We start from the raw sequence: 17,087 nt of genomic DNA, 5'->3' as shown, positions 1-17,087 counted from the left end.
CCTCACATGTGCGGTGGCGGGGCGAGGGTGAAGTCCCCCGGGGCGGTGGGCGGCCGGGTCCGCCAGCCACGGGCGAGGGCGGCCTCGGCGAAGCGGGGGCAGCCGAAGTACCCGAAGGCGGCGGGCGCGTTGGGGATGAGGCCGGAGACGAGCACCCGGGCGACCCGCAGCGTGGTCTCGGCGACGTCCTCCGTGGTCAGGTCCGCGGTGATCACCCGGTGTCCGCCCGCCGCGAGGGCGGCGTCGAGCGCGCCCCGGCTGCCGGGGGCGATCGCGGTGACCGGGACGGCGCCCAGGGCCGGTTCGGTGAAGCGGCGGGCCAAGGGGGCGAGCCGGTCGTCCAGCCAGACCTGGACATGGGCGCCGAGGTCCCGGACGGCGGCGAACTCCGGTCCGCAGTCGTCGAGATAGCGGCCGTCGGCGCGATGGTCGAGGTACAGGCCGCGGGCGAGCATGCCGGCCTCGACGGCCCGGTGGACCCAGCCGTCCGCGTCCACCGCGCCCTGGGTGAAGACCCAGGTGTGCACGGCCTCCAGGACCGCCTTGCGGGCGGCCTCGGCCGGGTCGTACCGGCAGGCGAACCCTGCCGCGTGGATGCCGCGTCCGGGGTCGTGCACCAGGGCGGCGACGCAGGGCGCGAACTCGGAGGGCATCTCCACGATGTGGACCTCCAGGGCGCAGCCCGCGAGGTCCTCGGTGAGGCCCGGGACGCTCGCCGGGTCGATGCCCCGGGTCGGCCCGTCCAGGTGCCACCACAGTTCCAGGGCGTCCCGTTCGACGACTTCCAGGAGGCCGCGTTCGACGGCGTCGTCGAAGCCCTGGCCGGTGGCGATCCCCGCGTAGTTGAGGTGGTGGGTGCGGGGCAGCGAACGCAGGTCGCCCTGACGCCAGTTGAGGTGGGTCAGCGCGACGGGCGCCCAGCAGGGCCGGCCGTCCTCGGTGGCCCGCGTCCACAGCGCCTCGGTGCCGGGGGTGAGTTCGGCGTACGGGAACGCCGGGCGGCCGTACTGCCAGGGGGCGTACGCGGGCAGGGCTCCGGGTCCGTACACGCGGTGCCCCTCGGCGGCCAGTTCGGCGGCGGTGGCCCGCCGGGGGGCGTCGGGGTGGCCGGGGGGCGGGACCCGGTTGCCGCAGTAGCGTTCGACGGCTTCGGCGACGGCGGCGATCCACGCCCCTTCGGCGTCGCCGAAGGTGGTGCCGAGGGAGACGCGGTCGGCGGGCCAGGCGCCGAGGCGGCGGGCGTCGGCCACGTCGGCGGTCATCGCGGTGTAGCGGGGCGGGGCGCCGCTGGGGTGCTCGACGGGCGCGACGTCGCGGATGATGCCGCTGACGGGGTCGACGAGGGCTTCGACGGGCAGGGCGCTGTGGGTGGTCATCGGCAGATCTCCGGTACGGGCTCGACATGGCTGCGTCGGGCGACGACGGGCAGGAACAGGGCACTGCCCTGGGTGGTCACGGTGCGGCGGGAGGGGACGAGCCGGGTGGCCGTCACCGGGTCCTCGCCGGTGTGGGGGTTGCGGGCGTGGGCGGGGAAGTGGTGCCCGGCGATCTCGGCGCGCAGCCGGGTCCCGGCGGGCAGCCGCCGCCCCAGCGTGCCGAGCGGTACGGCGAGGTCTCCGGCCTCCCCGGGCGGGCCGGTGCGGCGGACGATGCCGAACGCGAGCGGGTCGGCGCGTCCGGAGGGGTCGAGCGCGGTGAGGCGGACGGCCCAGTCGGCGGACGGCGCGTCGGCGGTGACGGTGATCCGGGCGGTGGCCGCTCCCGCCAGGTCGAGGGGGCGGGTCAGGGGCGGCGACAGGAGCAGGCAGCGGTCCGCGGGGGTCCCGTCCGGCGGGACGGCGAGATCGTCGGAGCGCACGGGGCGGGCCGGATCCGCGGTGAACTCCGCGCCGTGCAGCAGCCGCAGACCGGTGGCGGCGCCGAAGGGCCAGGCGGTCGCCGGTTGCGGTCCGGCCCCGGGCAGCGGCCGCCAGCGGCCGCTGTCTCCCAGGGCGATCACCCCGCGCCGTCCCGGCTCCAGCCGGTCCGCGAGGGCGGCGCGCGCCCAGCGTACGTACAGCGCGCCGAGGTTGAGACGCGCCCCGGGCGCGGCGGAGGGTTCGGCGGTGAGGCGGTGGCCCCAGGGGCCGAGCAGCAGCCGGGCGGGGCCGCCCCAGCCCTGCCACAGGGCCACGGTGTCCTCGGCGAACGGGTCGCGGGTGCCGCCGACGGCGAGCAACGGCAGCCGTGCGGCGGTGGCCCGCCGGACGAGACCGCCTCGCGTGGCGTCGGCCCACAGCCGTGTCCAGGAGGGGAGTTGGCGCCCGAGCACCGCGCCGAGGCGTCCCGCGAGGCGGGTCACCGGCAGGTGTTCCAGCAGCCGCGGGTCCGCTGCCAGGGCCCGTTCCAGGGCGTCCGGGTCGGAGTCGGGGCGGTCGCCGTGGGCGGCCCACCAGCCGGCTCGGGCCCGGAGCCGTTCCGGGCCGCCGGGCTCACGCGCCGTCTCGGCCAGGCCGAGGGCCGGGACGGAGGCGATGACGGCGTCGGGGCGGCCCGGGTCGTCGTCGGAGAGGGCGGTGACGAGGGCGCAGTGCGCGGCGTAGGACGCGCCCGCGGCCACGACCGCGCCGCTGCTCCACCCCTGGCCGCGTACCCAGGCCACGGTGGCCGTGCCGTCCCTCTCCTCGTGGTCGCGGTAGGGGTGCCACTCCCCCGGCGACGCGTGGCGGCCGCGTACGTCCTGGGCAAGGGCGGCGAATCCGTGCGCGGCCCAGCCGGACAGCTCGGCCCGGTGGGCGGTCCGCCCGTACGGGGTGCGGATGACGACGGCGGGGTGCGGTCCGGGCCCGTCCGGCAGGCATACGTCGGTGGCGAGCGCGGTTCCGTCGGGCGCGTGGACGGCGACGGTGCGGATCACCGGTGCGCCCGAGGTCCCGGGCCCGCCGCGGGCCGTCGGTGCGCCGCGGGTGGCCGGGGTGTTCACGCGGGTGCCTCGGCCATCCCGGTGCGCGCGCCGGGGGCGGGCAGGGGGGAGACGGCCGGGACGGGGAGCACGGGGTGCTCGGTGACGGTCAGGTCGCGCAGGTCGATCCGGCGCAGCCGACGGCGGGCGGGAAGCCGGGCGGGCCCTCGCGCGCCGCCCGCCCAGGCGATCAGGTCGGCGGTGAGCAGCGCGGCGATCAGCGCGGCCGAGGCCTCCGTGGGGTGCGGTCCGGTGTCGGGGGTGCGGTGGCCCGCCCAGTACGCGTGGAGTTCGCGGTGGGCGGGGGTGGCCGCGAGCCTGCGCAGCCGGACCTGACGGGAGGTGACGTCGCCCGGGGCCGCGGCGAGCGGTTCGGTCCAGACGGTGGCGCCCTCGCGGTGGCAGCGGAGCCAGGCCGTTCCGCGGGCGGGCAGCCGGTCCGCCGCGTCCCACAGCCCGTCGGGCACCGGCGAGTCGAGGCACCAGACCACGGCGACGCGGTCCGCTTCGGCGGCGGAGGCGCTGATCTCCGCGACCCGGTCGGCGGTGGCGGGGTGGACCTCGGCACCTTCGCCCGCGAGGAACCGCGCCAGGGGGTCGGTCAGTACGGGGGCGCCGAGCACATGGACCGCACAGCCCGTGAGCGAGGCCGGGGGCGGGGCCGGCACGGCGTGCCCGGCGGCTTCGAACGCGGCTGCCAGCCGGTCGAGTCCGGCGTCGCGGTGCGCGTCGCCGCCCGTCTCCTCCTCCGCCGTCAGCAGGCGCACCAGGGCCTCGGGGGCGGTGTCGCCGGTGTCGACGCGCAGGAACTCCCCGTCGGCGGTCCGGAGTACGGGCCCGTCACCGGGGACGGTGACGATCCCGGCACCGGGAGCGAGTCGACTGCGGGTCACGGGGGCCTCCGAGGCGGGTTGGTGGGGGTGGGGCGAGTGGTGCGGTGAACGGGGCGGGCCCGCCCGGAAGTCGACCGGGCGGGCCCTCCACGCGGGATGCGGTCCTGCCGTCAGCGGCAGGCGCCGCTTACTTCTCGTCCGCGGCGGTGTCGGCCTCGACGGCGTCGTCGAAGGGGTTCTCGACGAGGGCGTTCGAGTGGGTGGCGGACAGGTGGGCCAGCTGGCCCTGGTCGGCGATCGGGCTGAACACCTTGTTGTGCTCCATGAGTTGAAGCCTCCATTCGGTTCGGATGGACATGATGCGCGGCGTCGTGCGTGCCGCAGCACAGACACTAATGAATACGATTTTCATTCCGCAATAGCTGGAGCGGGTCGATGGGGTGATCTGGGTAACAGACGGGCCAGCCGCCCGTGTCGTCGGTCCCCACCCGGCCTGCCACGCCCAGGACTTCGGCCAGCAGCCGCCGGGTGACGACCTCGGCGGGAGGCCCGTCGGCGGCCACGCGCCCCTCGCGCAGCGCGACGATCCGGTCGGCGAACCGCGCCGCGTGGTTGAGGTCGTGCAGCACCATCACCACGGTCAGCCGCCGTTCGGCGCGCAGCCGTACGACCGTCTGGAGAACCTCCAGCTGGTGCCGCAGGTCGAGATAGGTGGTCGGTTCGTCCAGGAAGAGCACCCGGGCGTCCTGGGCCAGCGCCATGGCCAGCCGCACCCGCTGGCGTTCACCGCCGGACAGCGCGTCCACCGGCCGGTCCGCCCAGGCCGTGACACCGACGTCGGCGAGCGCCCGTGACGTCACCTCGTCATCGCCCTCCCGCAGCATCCCGAGCGGCCCCCGGGTGGCGTAACGCCCCTGCCGCACCAGCTGACGTACGGTCAGCCCTGGTACGGCCGGGGCGGCTTGGTGCAGGATGGCCACCCGTCGGGCGGCGGTCCGCCGGGACAGCCGCGCCACATCGTCGCCTTCGAGCAGGACGCGCCCGGCGCTCGGGGTGAGCAGCCCGGCGGCGAGCTTGAGGAAGGTGCTCTTGCCGCAGCCGTTCAGCCCGATGAGGGCGACGAGTTCACCGGCCCGGACGCTCAGATCGGCCCCGCGCAGGACCGGCCGCCCGGGATATCCGAAGGTGAGCCGTTCCGCCCGGACGGCGTCGGGCGCGGGGGTCTCCGCCCGGTCCGCGGCCGCGCCGGGCCCCGTCGCCCGGTCCGCTGTCCGCCCTCCGGTCGTCCCCTCGGTGGTCTGTTCCGTCATGCCGCGCTCCTCATCGCTTGCCTCCCGTTGTCCGCCTCCCGCTCCCCCGGCCACCGCGGCGGCCTTCGCACCCCGGCCGTCCCGCCCCCTCATCGCGCGTCCGCGCGGCGTCGGGCCACGGCCAGCAGCAGCCCGGCCCCCACGAACGTGGTGAGCGCGCCGACCGGGAGGGTCAGCCGGTCCGCGTCGAGCGCCGTGGCCAGCAGCCGGGACAGCACCTGCGCGGCCGCGTCCGCCCCGCACACCACGGCCGCGCCGAACAGCGCCGCGCCCGGGAGCGTGATCCGCAGGTCGGCGCCGAAGACCGCCAGGGCCAGATGCGGCACCAGCAGTCCCACGAAGCCGAGCGCGCCCACGGCCGAGACGGCTCCCGCCGTCAACGCCACCGCGCAGACCAGTGCCGCCGCGCGGCCCCGGCCGGTGTCCAGTCCGGCGGCCGCGGCCTGCTCGTCGCCGCACCGCAGCAGCGTCAGCGGCCCGGCGAGCAGCCAGGCCGCCGCACCCCAGAGCGCCGCCCAGGGCCAGAGCAGGTGCCAGTGCTGCCAGACCCGGCCCTCCGTGGAGCCGATCAGCCACTGGACGACGCTGCCCAGTTCGCCGGGGGCCACCAGCAGGACGACCGCGGTGAATCCGGCGAGGACGGCCGAGACCAGGACTCCGTAGACGGCGGTCTGTTCGGGGTCGCCCTGGTCCCGCCCGGCGAGCAGCCACAGCAGTCCCGCCCCCGCGAAGCCGCCGAGGCAGGCCGCCACGACCACGGCCGTCGGGGAGTCCCAGCCCGCCAGGCCCAGCCCCGTGGCGCCGACGGCACCGAGCACCGCGCCCGGGGTGACGCCGGTGACCTCGGGCCCGGCCAGCGGGTTGCGCAAGGCCGACTGGAGGACGAGTCCGGCCACTCCGAGGCTCGCCCCGGCGACCAGCGCCACCAGCATCCGGGGCAGCCGGAGCCGCAGGACGATGTGCTCGGCGGTGGGGTCGCCGCCGGCTCCGAGCAGCACGGCCCGTACGTCTTCGGGGGTGACACCCCGCCCGGCGAAGAGATCCGCGCAGGCGACGAGGGCGACGAGCACCGCCAGTGCGCCCATCCGGACCCCTGGCGCGCGCAGGGCCCGCCGGACCCTGCCGGGCGCGGGGTCGAGGACGCGTTCGTCGAGGGTCGCGGTCATCGTTCCGCCTTCCGCAGGACGGAGGCGGGACCGTCCGGCCCGCCTCCCTGTACGGGGACGCCCGGCGCGGGACCGGGTCCCGGAGCGGTCGCCGCGGCGGCCGGACTCCGGTCCGGGGAGGCACGCCGTCTCCCCCGCTTGATCAGCGCCACCCCGACCGGCACCCCGATCAGGGCCGTCCACGCCCCGACCGGCGTCTCGACCGGGGCGAGTGCGAGCCGCGCCGGCTGGTCGGCGCACAGGACGACCACCGCACCGCATCCGGCGGACCGTACGAGCCAGCCGGCGGCGGCGCCGTCCGGCCGCAGGCGTCGGGCGAGGTGCGGGGCCAGGAAACCGACCCACGCCACCGGACCGCAGACCGCGACGACGGGGGCGATCAGCACGACGGCGATGCCCAGCGCGGCCAGCCGTGCGCGTTCGACCCGTACGCCGAGGGCGCGGGCGTCGTCGTCGCCGAGCCGCAGCACTCCGAGCACCGGCACGCACAGGACGAGGGCCGGGACGGCCACGGCGAGCCAGGGCAGCAGCCCGGTGACGTCGTCCCAGGTGCGGGCCGAGAGGCTGCCGAGCAGATAGCGGTAGATGAGCTGGAGGTCGAGCTGGTCGGCCATGACCATGAGCACCAGCAGGGCCGCCTGGAGGGCCGCCGCGACGGCGGCACCGGTGAGCAGGACGGCCGAGGGGCTGCGCCCGAATCCGGCGGCCACCAGCGTGAGCAGCCCGCCGACGGCCGCCCCGGCCAGGCCGAGGAACGGTTGCAGGGCGAGGGGCACGGAGACGGCCAGGACGAGCGGGGCGGCGACGCCGAGGGCGGCCCCGGAGGAGACTCCGAGCATCTCCGGCACGGCCAGCGGATTGCGCAGCGCCTCCTGGAGGACCAGCCCGGCGGCGCCCAGGCAGGCTCCGGCGATCAGCGCCAGCACCATGCGGGGCAGCCGGAGTTCGGTGACGACGACGCCCGCGAGTCCGTCCGTCCCCAGGGTGGCCGGAAGACGGGCGGGCGGAACGTAGGGGGTGCCGAGGCTGAGGGCGCACACCGCGCTCACCGCCGCCGCCGCCCCCAGGCCGAGCAGTGCGACGGGCGGCCGCCTCACCGCAGCGCGGCCGTCGCCTCGTCGAGGACGACGCCCAGGGACCGGGTGCCGCGCCCCTTGGCCCAGACCTCGGAGTCGACCTCGTGGACCTTGCCGTTCTTCACGGCGGGGATGCGCGACCAGAGGGGGTTCCCGGACAGCTTGTCGGAGAGCTTGCCGTCCGGGGCGCCGAAGGACAGGGTCTCCACGAACAGGACGTCGACGTCCCGGGCGAGGATCTCCTCCAGGCTGTAGGCGCCGTCCACGCCCCGGCTCTTCCAGGGGTAGTGGGAGATCTTCGGGAACAGCCCGGCGGCCACGTCGGTCTCGGGTGTGGCGACGCCGAAGTTCTCGTCGCTGCCGAAGACGATGAGTGAGGTCTTGCCGCTCTTCTCCCGCTCGGCGCCCGCCAGGGCGGTGCGGAAGGTCTTCTCGGCCTTCTCACCCTCCTCGGTGCGGCCGGTGAGGGCGGCGAGGTCCCGCAGGTAGCCAACGCTGTCCTGCCAGGAACCCGGCTGGACGGGCCAGAAGGTGGTGGCGCCCTTCAGCGCGGGGGCGAGTTTGCCGTGGGTGTCCTCCAGGCCGATCACCAGGTCGGGCTGGTGGGACAGGATCGCCTCGACCTCGGGGCTCAGGAAGCCGCCGGGGACGACGGGTATCTTCGCCGCCTTCTCCTTGCCCAGGAACTTGGGGTGCGCGAGCACCTGGGAGTTGGTGGCGGTGGGGGTCAGGCCCAGCTCGACCAGCATGTCGTCGCAGAGGGCCACCAGGCAGACGATCTTCTCCGGGGGCTTCGGCAGGGAGACGGTGACGCCCTTGGCGTCGGTGATCCGGGTGGCCGCCTCGATGGGCCGCACCTCGGTGCTCGTACGGGATCCGGCCCCGGCCCCGGATGCGGCGGCCGGAGCCCCGGCGGAGCCGTCGTCGGTCCCGCAGCCTGCGAGCAGTCCTCCCAGCACGGCGATCGCCGCCCAGCGGCGGACTCTCAGAGCGGTTCGTGGCATCGGACGGTCCCTCACGTTCCTGTGCGCTCCCGGGGACGGGGCAGGGCGACGGCGAAGCCCCGGGAGCGATCCCCCGCCGCAGGCGAAACCTTACACATGATTATCATTTCCAATACAGTCGGCGGACGCCACCCCCGCCCGCCCATCGACGGAAAGAGCAGGACACCCCGTGCCCCACGTCCACCACCCCTCCCCCGCGCCACCCCCGCCACGTCTGCTGGTCTCCGACCATGTCGCGGGACGTGTCAGCCTGTTGGACCTCCCGGACGGCACGGAGCGGGCGGCGCTGGAGCACCGGCACCTCTCCGAGCACGCGGGGTTCCTGGCGCTCCCCGGCGGCCTGGTCGCCTGCGTGGACGACCGGGCGGGCGAGCTGCTGGTCCTCGATCCGTACGGCCCCGACACGGCAGGGCCGTTGGTCCGGCGGCGGATACCGGTGGCGATTCCCGCCGAGCACCTGGCGGCCGCCCCCGACGGGCGACGCCTGGCGGTGACCACCGGACTGGGCCGCAACGAGGAGGCGTGGACCGGGCTGCTGACCGCCGTCGACCTCGACGCACCGGACGGCGCCGTCGCCGTACGCGTCCGGGGGCGGAGCGGCGAGCCGGGGGTGACGGTTCTCGGAGGGCCCTCACCGCTCGTGGTGCTGCGCCACCGGGAGCCGGGGGAACTACTGGCCCACCGGCACCGCGACCTCATGGCGGCGGCCCCGGCCTGCCCTCCGGCGGAGCCGGCCGGGCGGATCGCCCTGCCGGACGACGACGGGCACGGGGACGCCCATGACCCGGTCACCGGGCGGGTGTTCGCCGCAGCGGGCTCGGGGGTGCACCGCACGCGGCGGACGGGGGACGGCCTCACCGCCGAGCCGCCGCTGCCCTGGCCGGCCGACGGACGCTCCGGCGGGCGCGGGTACTACCTGCGGCTCGATCCGGTCCGACGCCTCCTCTGGTCCTGCGTGCGCGGCGGCCCCGGTGACCCCGGGCAGTGGCCGGACTGGACCAACGACGCCTGGTGGCACCACCTGGACTCGGGGGTCACCGGCCGCCTGGAGCTGGGCCCCGGGCTGGTGTTCCGGCTCGCGGTGACCGCCCGCCACATCGCCTACAGCCGCGTCCATCCGGACGGCGACGAGCTGATCGTGCTCACGGCGCCCACGGGGGCCGGGGCCCGCCCGCGGGTGGCCGCCCGGCTCCCCCTGCCCGCCATGTCCGGCGCACCCCGCCGCGGCGGGACCCCCTGGGACGGTGTTCAGCGGCGGGCGGTCGCCGCCTCCCCCGGCGGCGGACTGATCGCGGTCAGCCGGGGCGGGCACGGCGAGGTCCACGTCTTCGACGCCGACCGGGCCGCACAGGTGGCCACGCTCACCGTGCCGACCCCCCTCGACGACGGTGGCCACCTCGCCCTGGTCACCCCGGGCGACGGGGCGCACGCCGACCCGGTCGGCCGCTGACCGGCCCACCGGTCCCGCGGGCCACTATTTGAAAACGACTTCCATTTCGCTATACCGTCGACGCGACCGTTCACCACCCCCGGGAGACCCCCATGGCAGTTCCGAAGCGGAAGATGTCCCGCAGCAACACCCGCCACCGCCGCGCCCAGTGGAAGGCGACCACGCCCCAGCTGGTCGCGGTGACGATCGACGGCACCGTCCACCAGGTCCCGCAACGCCTGGTCAGGGCCTACGAGCGCGGACTGCTGCGCCCGCAGGACTGAGCCGGCACGGCAAGTACGAGGGGCGGGTGGCGGTACGGCGTCGAGCCGTACCGCCACCCGCCCCTTCAGCGCTCAGACCGCCGTCACCACGAGGACTTGGTCACTCCGGGCAGGAACCCGGCGTGCGCCTGTTCCCGCATCCGGACCCGGGAGAGACCGAACGTCCGCAGATACCCCCGGGGCCTGCCGTCGACGCTGTCCCGGTTGCGCACCCGGGTCGCACTGGCGTCACGCGGCTGCTTCCTCAACTCCGCGACGGCCGCGGCCCGTTCGCCCGCCGGAGTGCCGGAGCGACGGATGATCTCCTTGAGCTCGGCCCGGCGGGCCGCGTACCGCTCGACCGTCGCCTTGCGCTTGTCGTTCTGCGCGATCTTGCTCTTCTTCGCCATCAGACCTTCCCTCCCCGGGCGCGGATGCGGGCGACCGCCGCCTCGACGCCGATCACATCGATGGTCTTGATCGCGCGGGCGCTGAGCGTCAGCCGCACATGACGCCCCTCACTCGGCAGCCAGTAGCGCTTGCGCTGGACGTTCGGATCGAACCGGCGGGAGGTCCGGCGGTGCGAATGGGAGATGTTGTTGCCGAAGCCCGGCTTCGCTCCGGTGAGCTGACAGTGGGCGGACATGGACGTTACCTGCCTCTCGTTCGGGACATCCATTATTGAAAATGGAAACCATTGCCATATACTAGCGCCATGGCACGCAACGAAGTACGCCCGGTCATCAAGCTCCGCTCCACCGCGGGGACCGGCTACACCTACGTCACCCGCAAGAACCGGCGGAACGACCCCGACCGGATGGTGCTGCGCAAGTACGACCCGGTCCTCCGCCGCCACGTCGACTTCCGCGAGGAGCGCTGAGGCCGGCTCCGGTCCGCCCCGCCCTCCCCGGCCGCCGCAACGAAGCCCACCCCTCGAAGGACAGCCATGAAGCCCGGAATCCACCCCGCCTACGGTCCCGTCGTCTTCCGCGACAAGGCCGCCGACTTCGCCTTTCTCACCCGCTCCACCCTGACCAGCGACCGTTCCATCGAGTGGGAGGACGGCCGCACCTACCCGGTGGTCGACGTGGAGATCTCCTCCGCGAGCCACCCCTTCTACACCGGAACCGCCCGCGTCATGGACACGGCGGGGCGCGTCGAGCGCTTCGAGCGGCGGTACGGACGGGGTGAGGCCCGGTGAGCACGGACCGGGCGCGACTGCCCGTCGTGATCGTGTGCGGTCTGCACGCCGAGGCCCGGCACGAGGTCGTCGAGGGGCTGCTGCGGGACGTGCCCCGCAGCGTCGCCCTGCACCACGACCTCTCGACGGCCACCGGCGGGACGGTCCGCCGGTCGCTGCGGGACGCCGACGGCGAACAGGCCGCCGGTGACACCCCGTTGGTGAACGACTGCGCCTGCTGCGCGCTCCGCGAGGACCTGGTTCCCGAGCTCGAACGACTGGCGGGGGACGGGGTGACCCGGCTGGCCGTCCTGGAGCTCTGGGACTCGGTCGAGCCGAAGTCCATGGCCGAGGTGATCGCCGCGCACACCACGCTCGCCGAGGTGACCGGCGTGGTCACCGCGATCGACCCGTCGCTCGTGCTGCCCTGCCTCGCCAACGGCGACGACCTCGCCGACGCCGGTCTCGCGGCGGCGCCCTCCGACCAGCGGACCATCGGCGACACCTGGGCCCGGCAGGTGGAGTACGCGCCTGTCCTCGCCGTGGCCGACAACCCGGCGGCGGACGACGAGGACCGCGCGCTGCTGCGGCAGCTCAATCCGATGGCCCGGCAGGCACCGGCGGGGTCGGCGGAGCTGGCGCGGCTGGTGTTCGCCGGGTTCGATGTGGAGGCCGCGGCCGCGGGCCAGCATCCGGCCTGCGCGCTGCTGCCGCAGGAGGCGGAGGAGGCCGGGGTCGGGACTCTCGTCTGGCAGCGGCACCGGCCCTTCCACCCCGAGCGGCTCTACCACGCGCTGGAGGACCTGAGCTGTGCGGCGGCCCGCAGCAGGGGGCGGTTCTGGCTCGCGGACCGGCCCGACACGCTGCTCTCCTGGGACGCCGCGGGCGGTGCGCTGTGCGTGGAGGACGTGGGCCCCTGGCTCGCCTCCCTGCCGGACGCCGCGTGGTCCCTGGTGCCGCCCTACCGGCAGGCCGCCGCAGCCCTGGACTGGCACCCCGAGCACGGCGACCGCTGTCAGCACCTGGTCTTCGTCTCCCCCGGCCTCGACCGGGACGGGCTGACCGAACTGCTGGACTCCTGCCTGCTCACCGACGAGGAGTACGGGGCGGGCCGGGAGACCTGGAAGCTGCTGCCCGCCGCGTTCGACGCCCTTCTCGACCCGGTCCGCTGACCCCGCCCCGTACCCCCGCATCCCGGGCCGTCGGCCCCGGGTCCGCCATCCGCCGTTCACCGGACATCACCCAGCACAAGGAAGCCCATGCCCCGCAAGCAGGACCCCCGCAAACCGCTCAAGGCCAGGCCCAACCCCCTGGACGTGGCCGGGATCACCTACATCGACTACAAGGACACCGATCTGCTGCGGAAGTTCATCTCCGACCGGGGAAAGATCCGCAGCCGCCGGATCACCCGGATCAGCGCCCAGCAGCAGCGGCAGGTGGCCGCGGCCATCAAGAACGCCCGCGAGATGGCGCTGCTCCCCTACACCGGGTCCTGAGCCACGGCCCCCTGACCGCGAACGCGCCCTCTCCCCCGCCGGTGAGGGCGCGTTCGCGTTCGGGATGCGGCACGGCCGGGAGGCGAGGACCGAGGAGACCCTGCGGAGCGGAGGCGCTCCTCAGGGACCGGCCCGCGACGCCGCCGAGTCCGTCGCCCAGTCGGTGACCGGGCACGCGGACTCCCGGCGCGGGTGACGCAGGAGTCCCCGCCGCACACGGACGCGCCCGCCTCGAAGGGATGAGGCGGGCGGCTGCGGCGGGTGCTGCGGCAGTCGGGCGGTGGGGGCTCCGCACCGCCCCAGGGGGGCGGCAGGGAACGGTCTTCCGCGCCGACCTGCCGTCGCGGCGATCCTCGACGGTGGCGCGCCGGGGTCAGAACGCGAATACGGAGGTGCCGTTCACGCTGCCCGCCATCTCGCAGGCGTTGCCGTACGTGGTGTGGAACGCGACGCGCTTGCCCTCCCAGACACCCTGCGCGGTGACCACGACCGGGTCCCACTGCCGGGTACAGGTGCGGTTCGACGGGCCTGCGGTCAGGTCGGCGAACTTCCCCTGGACGGCGGCCAGTTCCTTGCAGGCCGTGGCGGCCGTGGGGTGGGTGCCGCCGGGGCGCGGGGCACAGGTGAGGGTCACCGCCCGCTCGACGCTGGCGGTAGCCGGGTCCTCGCCCCGGGCGAGGGAGAGGACGAGGGCGGAGGGCGCGTACAAGCTCTGGGCCTGCGTCGGCGCGGCGTGGGCGGTGGCGGTCGCGACGCCGCCGAGCAGCAGGGTGCTCGCGGTGACGGTTGCGAAGATGGCGTGAGGCTTGGGGTGCATTGGTGAAGACTCCTGAGTCGGGTGCCTGATTGCGGTCAGGAGTCTTACGCATGCGGACCGTAGGCGCACATCGACGGCCAGCTTCCGGCCTTGGACGCCCGGCCGAGCCGACCGGATGGTCGTTCGGGCAGCTCACCGGGGCCGCGTGAGCATGTCCAGCATATGGACGATCTCGATTGGTTCAACCAAAAACAACGGCGTGACCTGTGCTCTTGCCTCTGTGGCACGGTTCTCCGGCATCGTCGCTTCGGCCGGAAAGCACCGCCGGTGAGCACGGGCGGGGAGCGCCCCGGGGCTCACCGGCGGAGCACGGAGGTCAGGCGGTGAAGCCGTGGGTCCCCGAACCCACCGCGAAGACCGCGCTGCCGTCCTCCATCCGCAGGAAGCGCGCCCCCGGGTGGGTGACGTCCTGCGGGCGGGCGGCCGGGATCCACACCTCACCGGTGGTGTTCACGGGCAGGGTCACCGTCAGGTGGAAACGGCCCCTGTCCTTGCGCCAGTTGGTGGTGACCGGGCCGTATCGCGTGCCGAAGCGGCCCCGGGCCCTGGTGATGCCGCCGCCGGGCCGGGGGCGCACCCTGACCTCGCGGAATCCGGGGGCGGCGGGGGCGATGCCCGCGATGTGGGCGTACATCCATTCGCCGACGGAGCCGTAGGCGTAGTGGTTGAAGGAGTTCATCCCGGCGTCCTGGAAGCTGCCGTCGGGCCTGATGGAGTCCCAGCGCTCCCACATGGTCGTCGCGCCGCGGTCGATCTGGTAGCCCCAGCTGGGGAACGTCCGCTGGAGCAGCAGGCGGTAGGCGACATCCGTGTGCCCGGTGTCGGTGAGGACGGGCAGCAGCAGCGGGGTGCCGAGGAAGCCGGTCGACAGGTGCCAGTCCTTCGCCTCGACGAGGGCGACGAGCCGGTCGGCCGCCGTGGTGCGTTCCGGCCCGGTCAGCAGGTCCATGGAGAGCGCCAGGACGTAGGCGGTCTGGGTGTCGCCCTTCACCCGGCCGCCGTCGGTGACGTAGGCGGCGCGGAACGCGTCGCGGACCTCTGCGAACAGGGCCGTGTACGGGGCCGGGTCCTTGCCGAGGACGCGGGCCGTGCGGGCCACGAGGTCGGCGCTGTGGGCGTAGTAGGCGGTGGCGATGACGTCCTTGGGGGTGTCGTCGTCGATGTTGAGCCAGTCGCCGTAGCCGGTGGCGGGCCGCAGCCGTCCGGTGCTGTTCTCCTCCAGGTAGGTCAGCCACCTCAGCATCGAGGGCCAGGCCCGCTCCAGGACCTCCGTGTCGCCGTAGGCCTGGTGGAGAGCCCAGGGCACCGTGACGCCCGCGTCGCCCCAGCCCGCCGAGCCCGCGCCCAGCCCGTCCACGTGCGGCGCGACGTCGGTGAACGCGCCGTCGGCCCTCTGGTCGTCCTGGAGGTCGCTCAGCCACTTGCCGAGGAAGCGCGCCGACTCCATGGCGTACGCGGCGGTCGGGGCGAACACGTTGATGTCACCGGTCCAGCCCAGGCGTTCGTCACGGGCGGGGGTGTCGGTGGGGACGGAGAGGAAGTTGCCGCGCAGGCCCCAGGTGATGTTGCTGTGCAGCTGGTTGAGCATCGGGACGTTCGTCTCGAACTCCATGGTGAGCGGCGCGTCGGTGTGGATCACCCGTCCGACGACGGCGTCGCGCGGCGGCTTGCCGGGGTAGCCGGTCACCTCGACGTAGCGGAAGCCGTGGAAGGTGAAGCGCGGTTCGTACGTCTCCGGGCCGCCGCCCTTGAGGGTGTAGTGGTCGGTGGCGGCGGCGGTACGCAGGTTGGTGGTGTACACCGTGCCGTCCGGGTTCAGCACCTCGGCGTGGCGCAGCCGTACGGTGGTGCCCGCGCGTCCGGTGACGCGGAGGCGGGCGGTGCCGACCATGTTCTGGCCGAGGTCGAAGACGAAGACGCCGGGCTCGGGTTCGGTGACCTCGCGGGCCTTCAGCTCCTCGATCACCCGGCTGGGGCCGTCGGGTTCGGCGACCAGCCGGCCGGTGATCCCGTCCTCGGCGGGGACGGCCTTCGCCCAGGCGGCGTCGTCGAAGCCGGAGCGCAGCCAGCCGTCGGTCTCCAGGCGGGCGTCGTAGTTCTCCCCGGTGAGCAGGTCGGCCAGGGTGATGGGCCCGGTGGCGGCCCGCCAGTGGGTTCCGGACAGCACCCGCTCGGTGGTCCCGTCCCGGTAGGTGACCTCCAACTGTCCTAGGAAAGCCGGGTGTTCGCCGTACTGATGCGGGCCGAACATGCCGACGTTGCCCGCGTACCACCCGGTGGCCAGCTCCACGCCCAGGGTGTTGGTCCCGGAGGTCAGCGACTGCGTGACGTCGTACGTCTGGTACTGGACGCGTCGGGCGTAGTCGGTCCAGCCGGGGGCGAGCCGGTCGGTGCCGACCCGCTCGCCGTTGACGCGGGCCTCGTACAGGCCGAGCGCCGTGGCGTACAGCCGGGCCCGCGCGACGGGCTTGCGGCGCAGCCGGAACTCGTGGCGCAGCTGGGCGACGGGGGCGTAGGCGGGGGCCACCCTCCCCCAGGGGCCGGAGCCCCACGGGGCGAGGATCTTGGCGGCGGGCCAGGCTCCGTCGTCGTAGTCCGGCGTCTGCCAGTCGCCCGCGGGTTCGGCGTCGGTGGACTTCCAGCCGTCGCCGGTGGCGACGGTCCGCACCCCGTCGGGGGTCGTCAGCTCCAGGACGCCGAGCAGTCCGGCGGGGCCGGTGACCTCGTTGGTCGCCGCCACGGCGAGGACGTGGCGGCCGGGCGTGAGCCGTTCGGTGACGTCGGTGACCGAGGGGCGGCTCCAGGCTCGGGCGACCTCGTCCGGCTCGGCCCGCGCCACCTCCGTACCGTCCAGGTGGGCGACGTACCCGTCGTCGGCGGTGAGCACGAGCCGGGCCCTGGTCACGCCCTTTGGTACGTCGAACGCGCCCCGGAACCACCGGGTCGCGGCGGGGGCGCTGCTCGCCGGGTCGCCCTCCGGGAACCAGATCCAGGAGGCCTCGGTGAGGGCGGGAGCGGTGACGAGGGAGGCGGGCGCCCCGATCCATGCGGCGGACCAGTCGGAGGCCTCGGTGAGGCCGGTCTCCCACCAGGCGGGTTCGGACCAGGCGGACACCTGTCCCCGGTCGTCCCACACCCGCACGGTCCAGTAGTAGCGGGTACGGGAGCGCAACTCCGGTCCCCCGTAGGTGACGTGCGTGGAGTCGGCGGACTCGACCTTGCCGCTGTCCCACACGTCGGGCCGCTCCAGGGCGCGTTCGCTCAGCGCGACCCGGATCTGGTAGGCGCTCTGCGTGCGGCCCGGCGCGGTCGCGGTGAGCGGCCAGCCGAGGCGCGGACGGGCGGCGCCGAGGCCGAGCGGGTTCTTCACGTACTCGGCGGTGGAACCGCCCACCCGGAGGCCCTTGGCCCCGGTCGTGCCGCGGGCCGCGGCCTGTGCGGGGGGAATGGCTCCGGCGATGAGGGTGGTTCCCAGGGCGGTGGCGGTCGTGCTGAGCAGTCGTCGTCGGCTGATCACACTCGGCTCCGATTCGGCGAGGGGAAGGGGGGGATGGACGGGACGGGGAAGGCGG

General features: G+C 74.8%; 18 protein-coding genes. 6 read left to right on the top strand and 12 right to left on the bottom strand.

Annotated elements, in window-relative coordinates:
• Positions 1 to 2: 2 nt before the first annotated feature.
• The 8 genes from ACIRRU_RS20235 to ACIRRU_RS20200 form a co-directional block, all read right to left on the bottom strand.
• The gene (locus ACIRRU_RS20235; RefSeq protein WP_403682325.1) at positions 3 to 1,376 is read right to left on the bottom strand and encodes a YcaO-like family protein; all 1,374 of its coding nucleotides are present in this window, start codon (positions 1,374 to 1,376) and stop codon (positions 3 to 5) included.
• Positions 1,373 to 2,896 (bottom strand): CocE/NonD family hydrolase, encoded by a 1,524-nt coding sequence (locus ACIRRU_RS20230; RefSeq protein WP_403682511.1) that lies wholly within the window; start codon positions 2,894 to 2,896, stop codon positions 1,373 to 1,375. Before ACIRRU_RS20230 ends, ACIRRU_RS20235 begins: the two co-directional genes overlap by 4 nt.
• Positions 2,897 to 2,958: 62 nt before the next feature.
• Complete coding sequence (locus tag ACIRRU_RS20225) at positions 2,959 to 3,834, bottom strand: hypothetical protein (protein ID WP_403682323.1); 876 nt, start codon at positions 3,832 to 3,834, stop codon at positions 2,959 to 2,961.
• A 127-nt stretch (positions 3,835 to 3,961) separates the two neighbouring features.
• Positions 3,962 to 4,099 carry a streptamidine family RiPP gene (amiA, locus tag ACIRRU_RS20220; protein ID WP_363203956.1) on the bottom strand — a complete coding sequence of 46 codons (138 nt, stop codon included), beginning with the start codon at positions 4,097 to 4,099 and terminating at the stop codon, positions 3,962 to 3,964.
• A 67-nt stretch (positions 4,100 to 4,166) separates the two neighbouring features.
• The gene (locus tag ACIRRU_RS20215) at positions 4,167 to 5,084 is read right to left on the bottom strand and encodes an ABC transporter ATP-binding protein (protein WP_403682319.1); all 918 of its coding nucleotides are present in this window, start codon (positions 5,082 to 5,084) and stop codon (positions 4,167 to 4,169) included.
• An 89-nt stretch (positions 5,085 to 5,173) separates the two neighbouring features.
• Positions 5,174 to 6,169 (bottom strand): FecCD family ABC transporter permease, encoded by a 996-nt coding sequence (locus ACIRRU_RS20210; RefSeq protein WP_403682508.1) that lies wholly within the window; start codon positions 6,167 to 6,169, stop codon positions 5,174 to 5,176.
• Positions 6,170 to 6,246: 77 nt separating this feature from the next.
• Complete coding sequence (locus tag ACIRRU_RS20205) at positions 6,247 to 7,347, bottom strand: FecCD family ABC transporter permease (RefSeq protein ID WP_403682317.1); 1,101 nt, start codon at positions 7,345 to 7,347, stop codon at positions 6,247 to 6,249.
• Positions 7,344 to 8,330, bottom strand: coding sequence for an ABC transporter substrate-binding protein (locus ACIRRU_RS20200; protein ID WP_403682315.1), 987 nt, complete (start codon positions 8,328 to 8,330; stop codon positions 7,344 to 7,346). Before ACIRRU_RS20200 ends, ACIRRU_RS20205 begins: the two co-directional genes overlap by 4 nt.
• A 169-nt stretch (positions 8,331 to 8,499) precedes the next feature.
• On the opposite strand from ACIRRU_RS20200, the gene ACIRRU_RS20195 reads away from it, so the two are divergent.
• A complete protein-coding gene (locus ACIRRU_RS20195; protein WP_403682312.1) occupies positions 8,500 to 9,780 on the top strand; it encodes a hypothetical protein in 1,281 nt (426 codons plus the stop codon).
• Positions 9,781 to 9,872: 92 nt separating this feature from the next.
• Positions 9,873 to 10,043, top strand: coding sequence for a 50S ribosomal protein L32 (gene rpmF / locus ACIRRU_RS20190; RefSeq protein ID WP_363203951.1), 171 nt, complete (start codon positions 9,873 to 9,875; stop codon positions 10,041 to 10,043).
• Between the two features lie 83 nt (positions 10,044 to 10,126).
• On the opposite strand, the gene rpsN is transcribed toward rpmF, so the two are convergent.
• Complete coding sequence (rpsN, locus tag ACIRRU_RS20185; protein WP_403682309.1) at positions 10,127 to 10,432, bottom strand: 30S ribosomal protein S14; 306 nt, start codon at positions 10,430 to 10,432, stop codon at positions 10,127 to 10,129.
• Positions 10,432 to 10,668, bottom strand: coding sequence for a 50S ribosomal protein L28 (gene rpmB / locus ACIRRU_RS20180; RefSeq protein ID WP_403682308.1), 237 nt, complete (start codon positions 10,666 to 10,668; stop codon positions 10,432 to 10,434). The genes rpsN and rpmB overlap by 1 nt, the downstream gene beginning before the upstream one ends.
• 69 nt (positions 10,669 to 10,737) lie before the next feature.
• On the opposite strand from rpmB, the gene rpmG reads away from it, so the two are divergent.
• The 4 genes from rpmG (at position 10,738) to rpsR (ending at position 12,698) form a co-directional block, all read left to right on the top strand.
• On the top strand, positions 10,738 to 10,902 hold the full coding sequence (rpmG, locus tag ACIRRU_RS20175; RefSeq protein ID WP_363203948.1) for a 50S ribosomal protein L33: 165 nt from the start codon (positions 10,738 to 10,740) through the stop codon (positions 10,900 to 10,902).
• A 66-nt stretch (positions 10,903 to 10,968) separates the two neighbouring features.
• Positions 10,969 to 11,223: a type B 50S ribosomal protein L31 gene (locus ACIRRU_RS20170; RefSeq protein ID WP_403682305.1), complete on the top strand. Its 255-nt coding sequence runs from the start codon at positions 10,969 to 10,971 to the stop codon at positions 11,221 to 11,223.
• Positions 11,220 to 12,374 carry a CobW family GTP-binding protein gene (locus tag ACIRRU_RS20165; RefSeq protein ID WP_403682302.1) on the top strand — a complete coding sequence of 385 codons (1,155 nt, stop codon included), beginning with the start codon at positions 11,220 to 11,222 and terminating at the stop codon, positions 12,372 to 12,374. Before ACIRRU_RS20170 ends, ACIRRU_RS20165 begins: the two co-directional genes overlap by 4 nt.
• A gap of 87 nt (positions 12,375 to 12,461) precedes the next feature.
• A complete protein-coding gene (rpsR, locus tag ACIRRU_RS20160; RefSeq protein ID WP_403682301.1) occupies positions 12,462 to 12,698 on the top strand; it encodes a 30S ribosomal protein S18 in 237 nt (78 codons plus the stop codon).
• 373 nt (positions 12,699 to 13,071) lie between these two features.
• Here rpsR and ACIRRU_RS20155 read toward each other — a convergent pair whose 3' ends face one another.
• A complete protein-coding gene (locus ACIRRU_RS20155) occupies positions 13,072 to 13,515 on the bottom strand; it encodes a subtilase-type protease inhibitor (RefSeq protein ID WP_403682300.1) in 444 nt (147 codons plus the stop codon).
• A 316-nt stretch (positions 13,516 to 13,831) separates the two neighbouring features.
• Complete coding sequence (locus ACIRRU_RS20150) at positions 13,832 to 17,032, bottom strand: alpha-L-rhamnosidase (RefSeq protein ID WP_403682298.1); 3,201 nt, start codon at positions 17,030 to 17,032, stop codon at positions 13,832 to 13,834.
• Positions 17,033 to 17,087 lie beyond the last annotated feature (55 nt).

This window comes from Streptomyces sp. NPDC101181 (assembly GCF_044767975.1).
In the GTDB taxonomy this organism is placed as follows: Bacteria; Actinomycetota; Actinomycetes; order Streptomycetales; family Streptomycetaceae; genus Streptomyces.
This window is presented reverse-complemented; position numbering and strand designations above follow the sequence as displayed.

Coding starts and splice junctions, on each gene's coding strand:
- ACIRRU_RS20215 (WP_403682319.1), bottom strand. CDS start 5,084: ATGACGGAACAGACCACCGAGGGGACGACCGGAGGGCGGACAGCGGAC.
- ACIRRU_RS20155 (WP_403682300.1), bottom strand. CDS start 13,515: ATGCACCCCAAGCCTCACGCCATCTTCGCAACCGTCACCGCGAGCACC.
- rpsR (WP_403682301.1), top strand. CDS start 12,462: ATGCCCCGCAAGCAGGACCCCCGCAAACCGCTCAAGGCCAGGCCCAAC.
- ACIRRU_RS20235 (WP_403682325.1), bottom strand. CDS start 1,376: ATGACCACCCACAGCGCCCTGCCCGTCGAAGCCCTCGTCGACCCCGTC.
- rpsN (WP_403682309.1), bottom strand. CDS start 10,432: ATGGCGAAGAAGAGCAAGATCGCGCAGAACGACAAGCGCAAGGCGACG.
- amiA (WP_363203956.1), bottom strand. CDS start 4,099: ATGGAGCACAACAAGGTGTTCAGCCCGATCGCCGACCAGGGCCAGCTG.
- ACIRRU_RS20170 (WP_403682305.1), top strand. CDS start 10,969: ATGAAGCCCGGAATCCACCCCGCCTACGGTCCCGTCGTCTTCCGCGAC.
- rpmG (WP_363203948.1), top strand. CDS start 10,738: ATGGCACGCAACGAAGTACGCCCGGTCATCAAGCTCCGCTCCACCGCG.
- ACIRRU_RS20200 (WP_403682315.1), bottom strand. CDS start 8,330: ATGCCACGAACCGCTCTGAGAGTCCGCCGCTGGGCGGCGATCGCCGTG.
- rpmB (WP_403682308.1), bottom strand. CDS start 10,668: ATGTCCGCCCACTGTCAGCTCACCGGAGCGAAGCCGGGCTTCGGCAAC.
- ACIRRU_RS20210 (WP_403682508.1), bottom strand. CDS start 6,169: ATGGGCGCACTGGCGGTGCTCGTCGCCCTCGTCGCCTGCGCGGATCTC.
- rpmF (WP_363203951.1), top strand. CDS start 9,873: ATGGCAGTTCCGAAGCGGAAGATGTCCCGCAGCAACACCCGCCACCGC.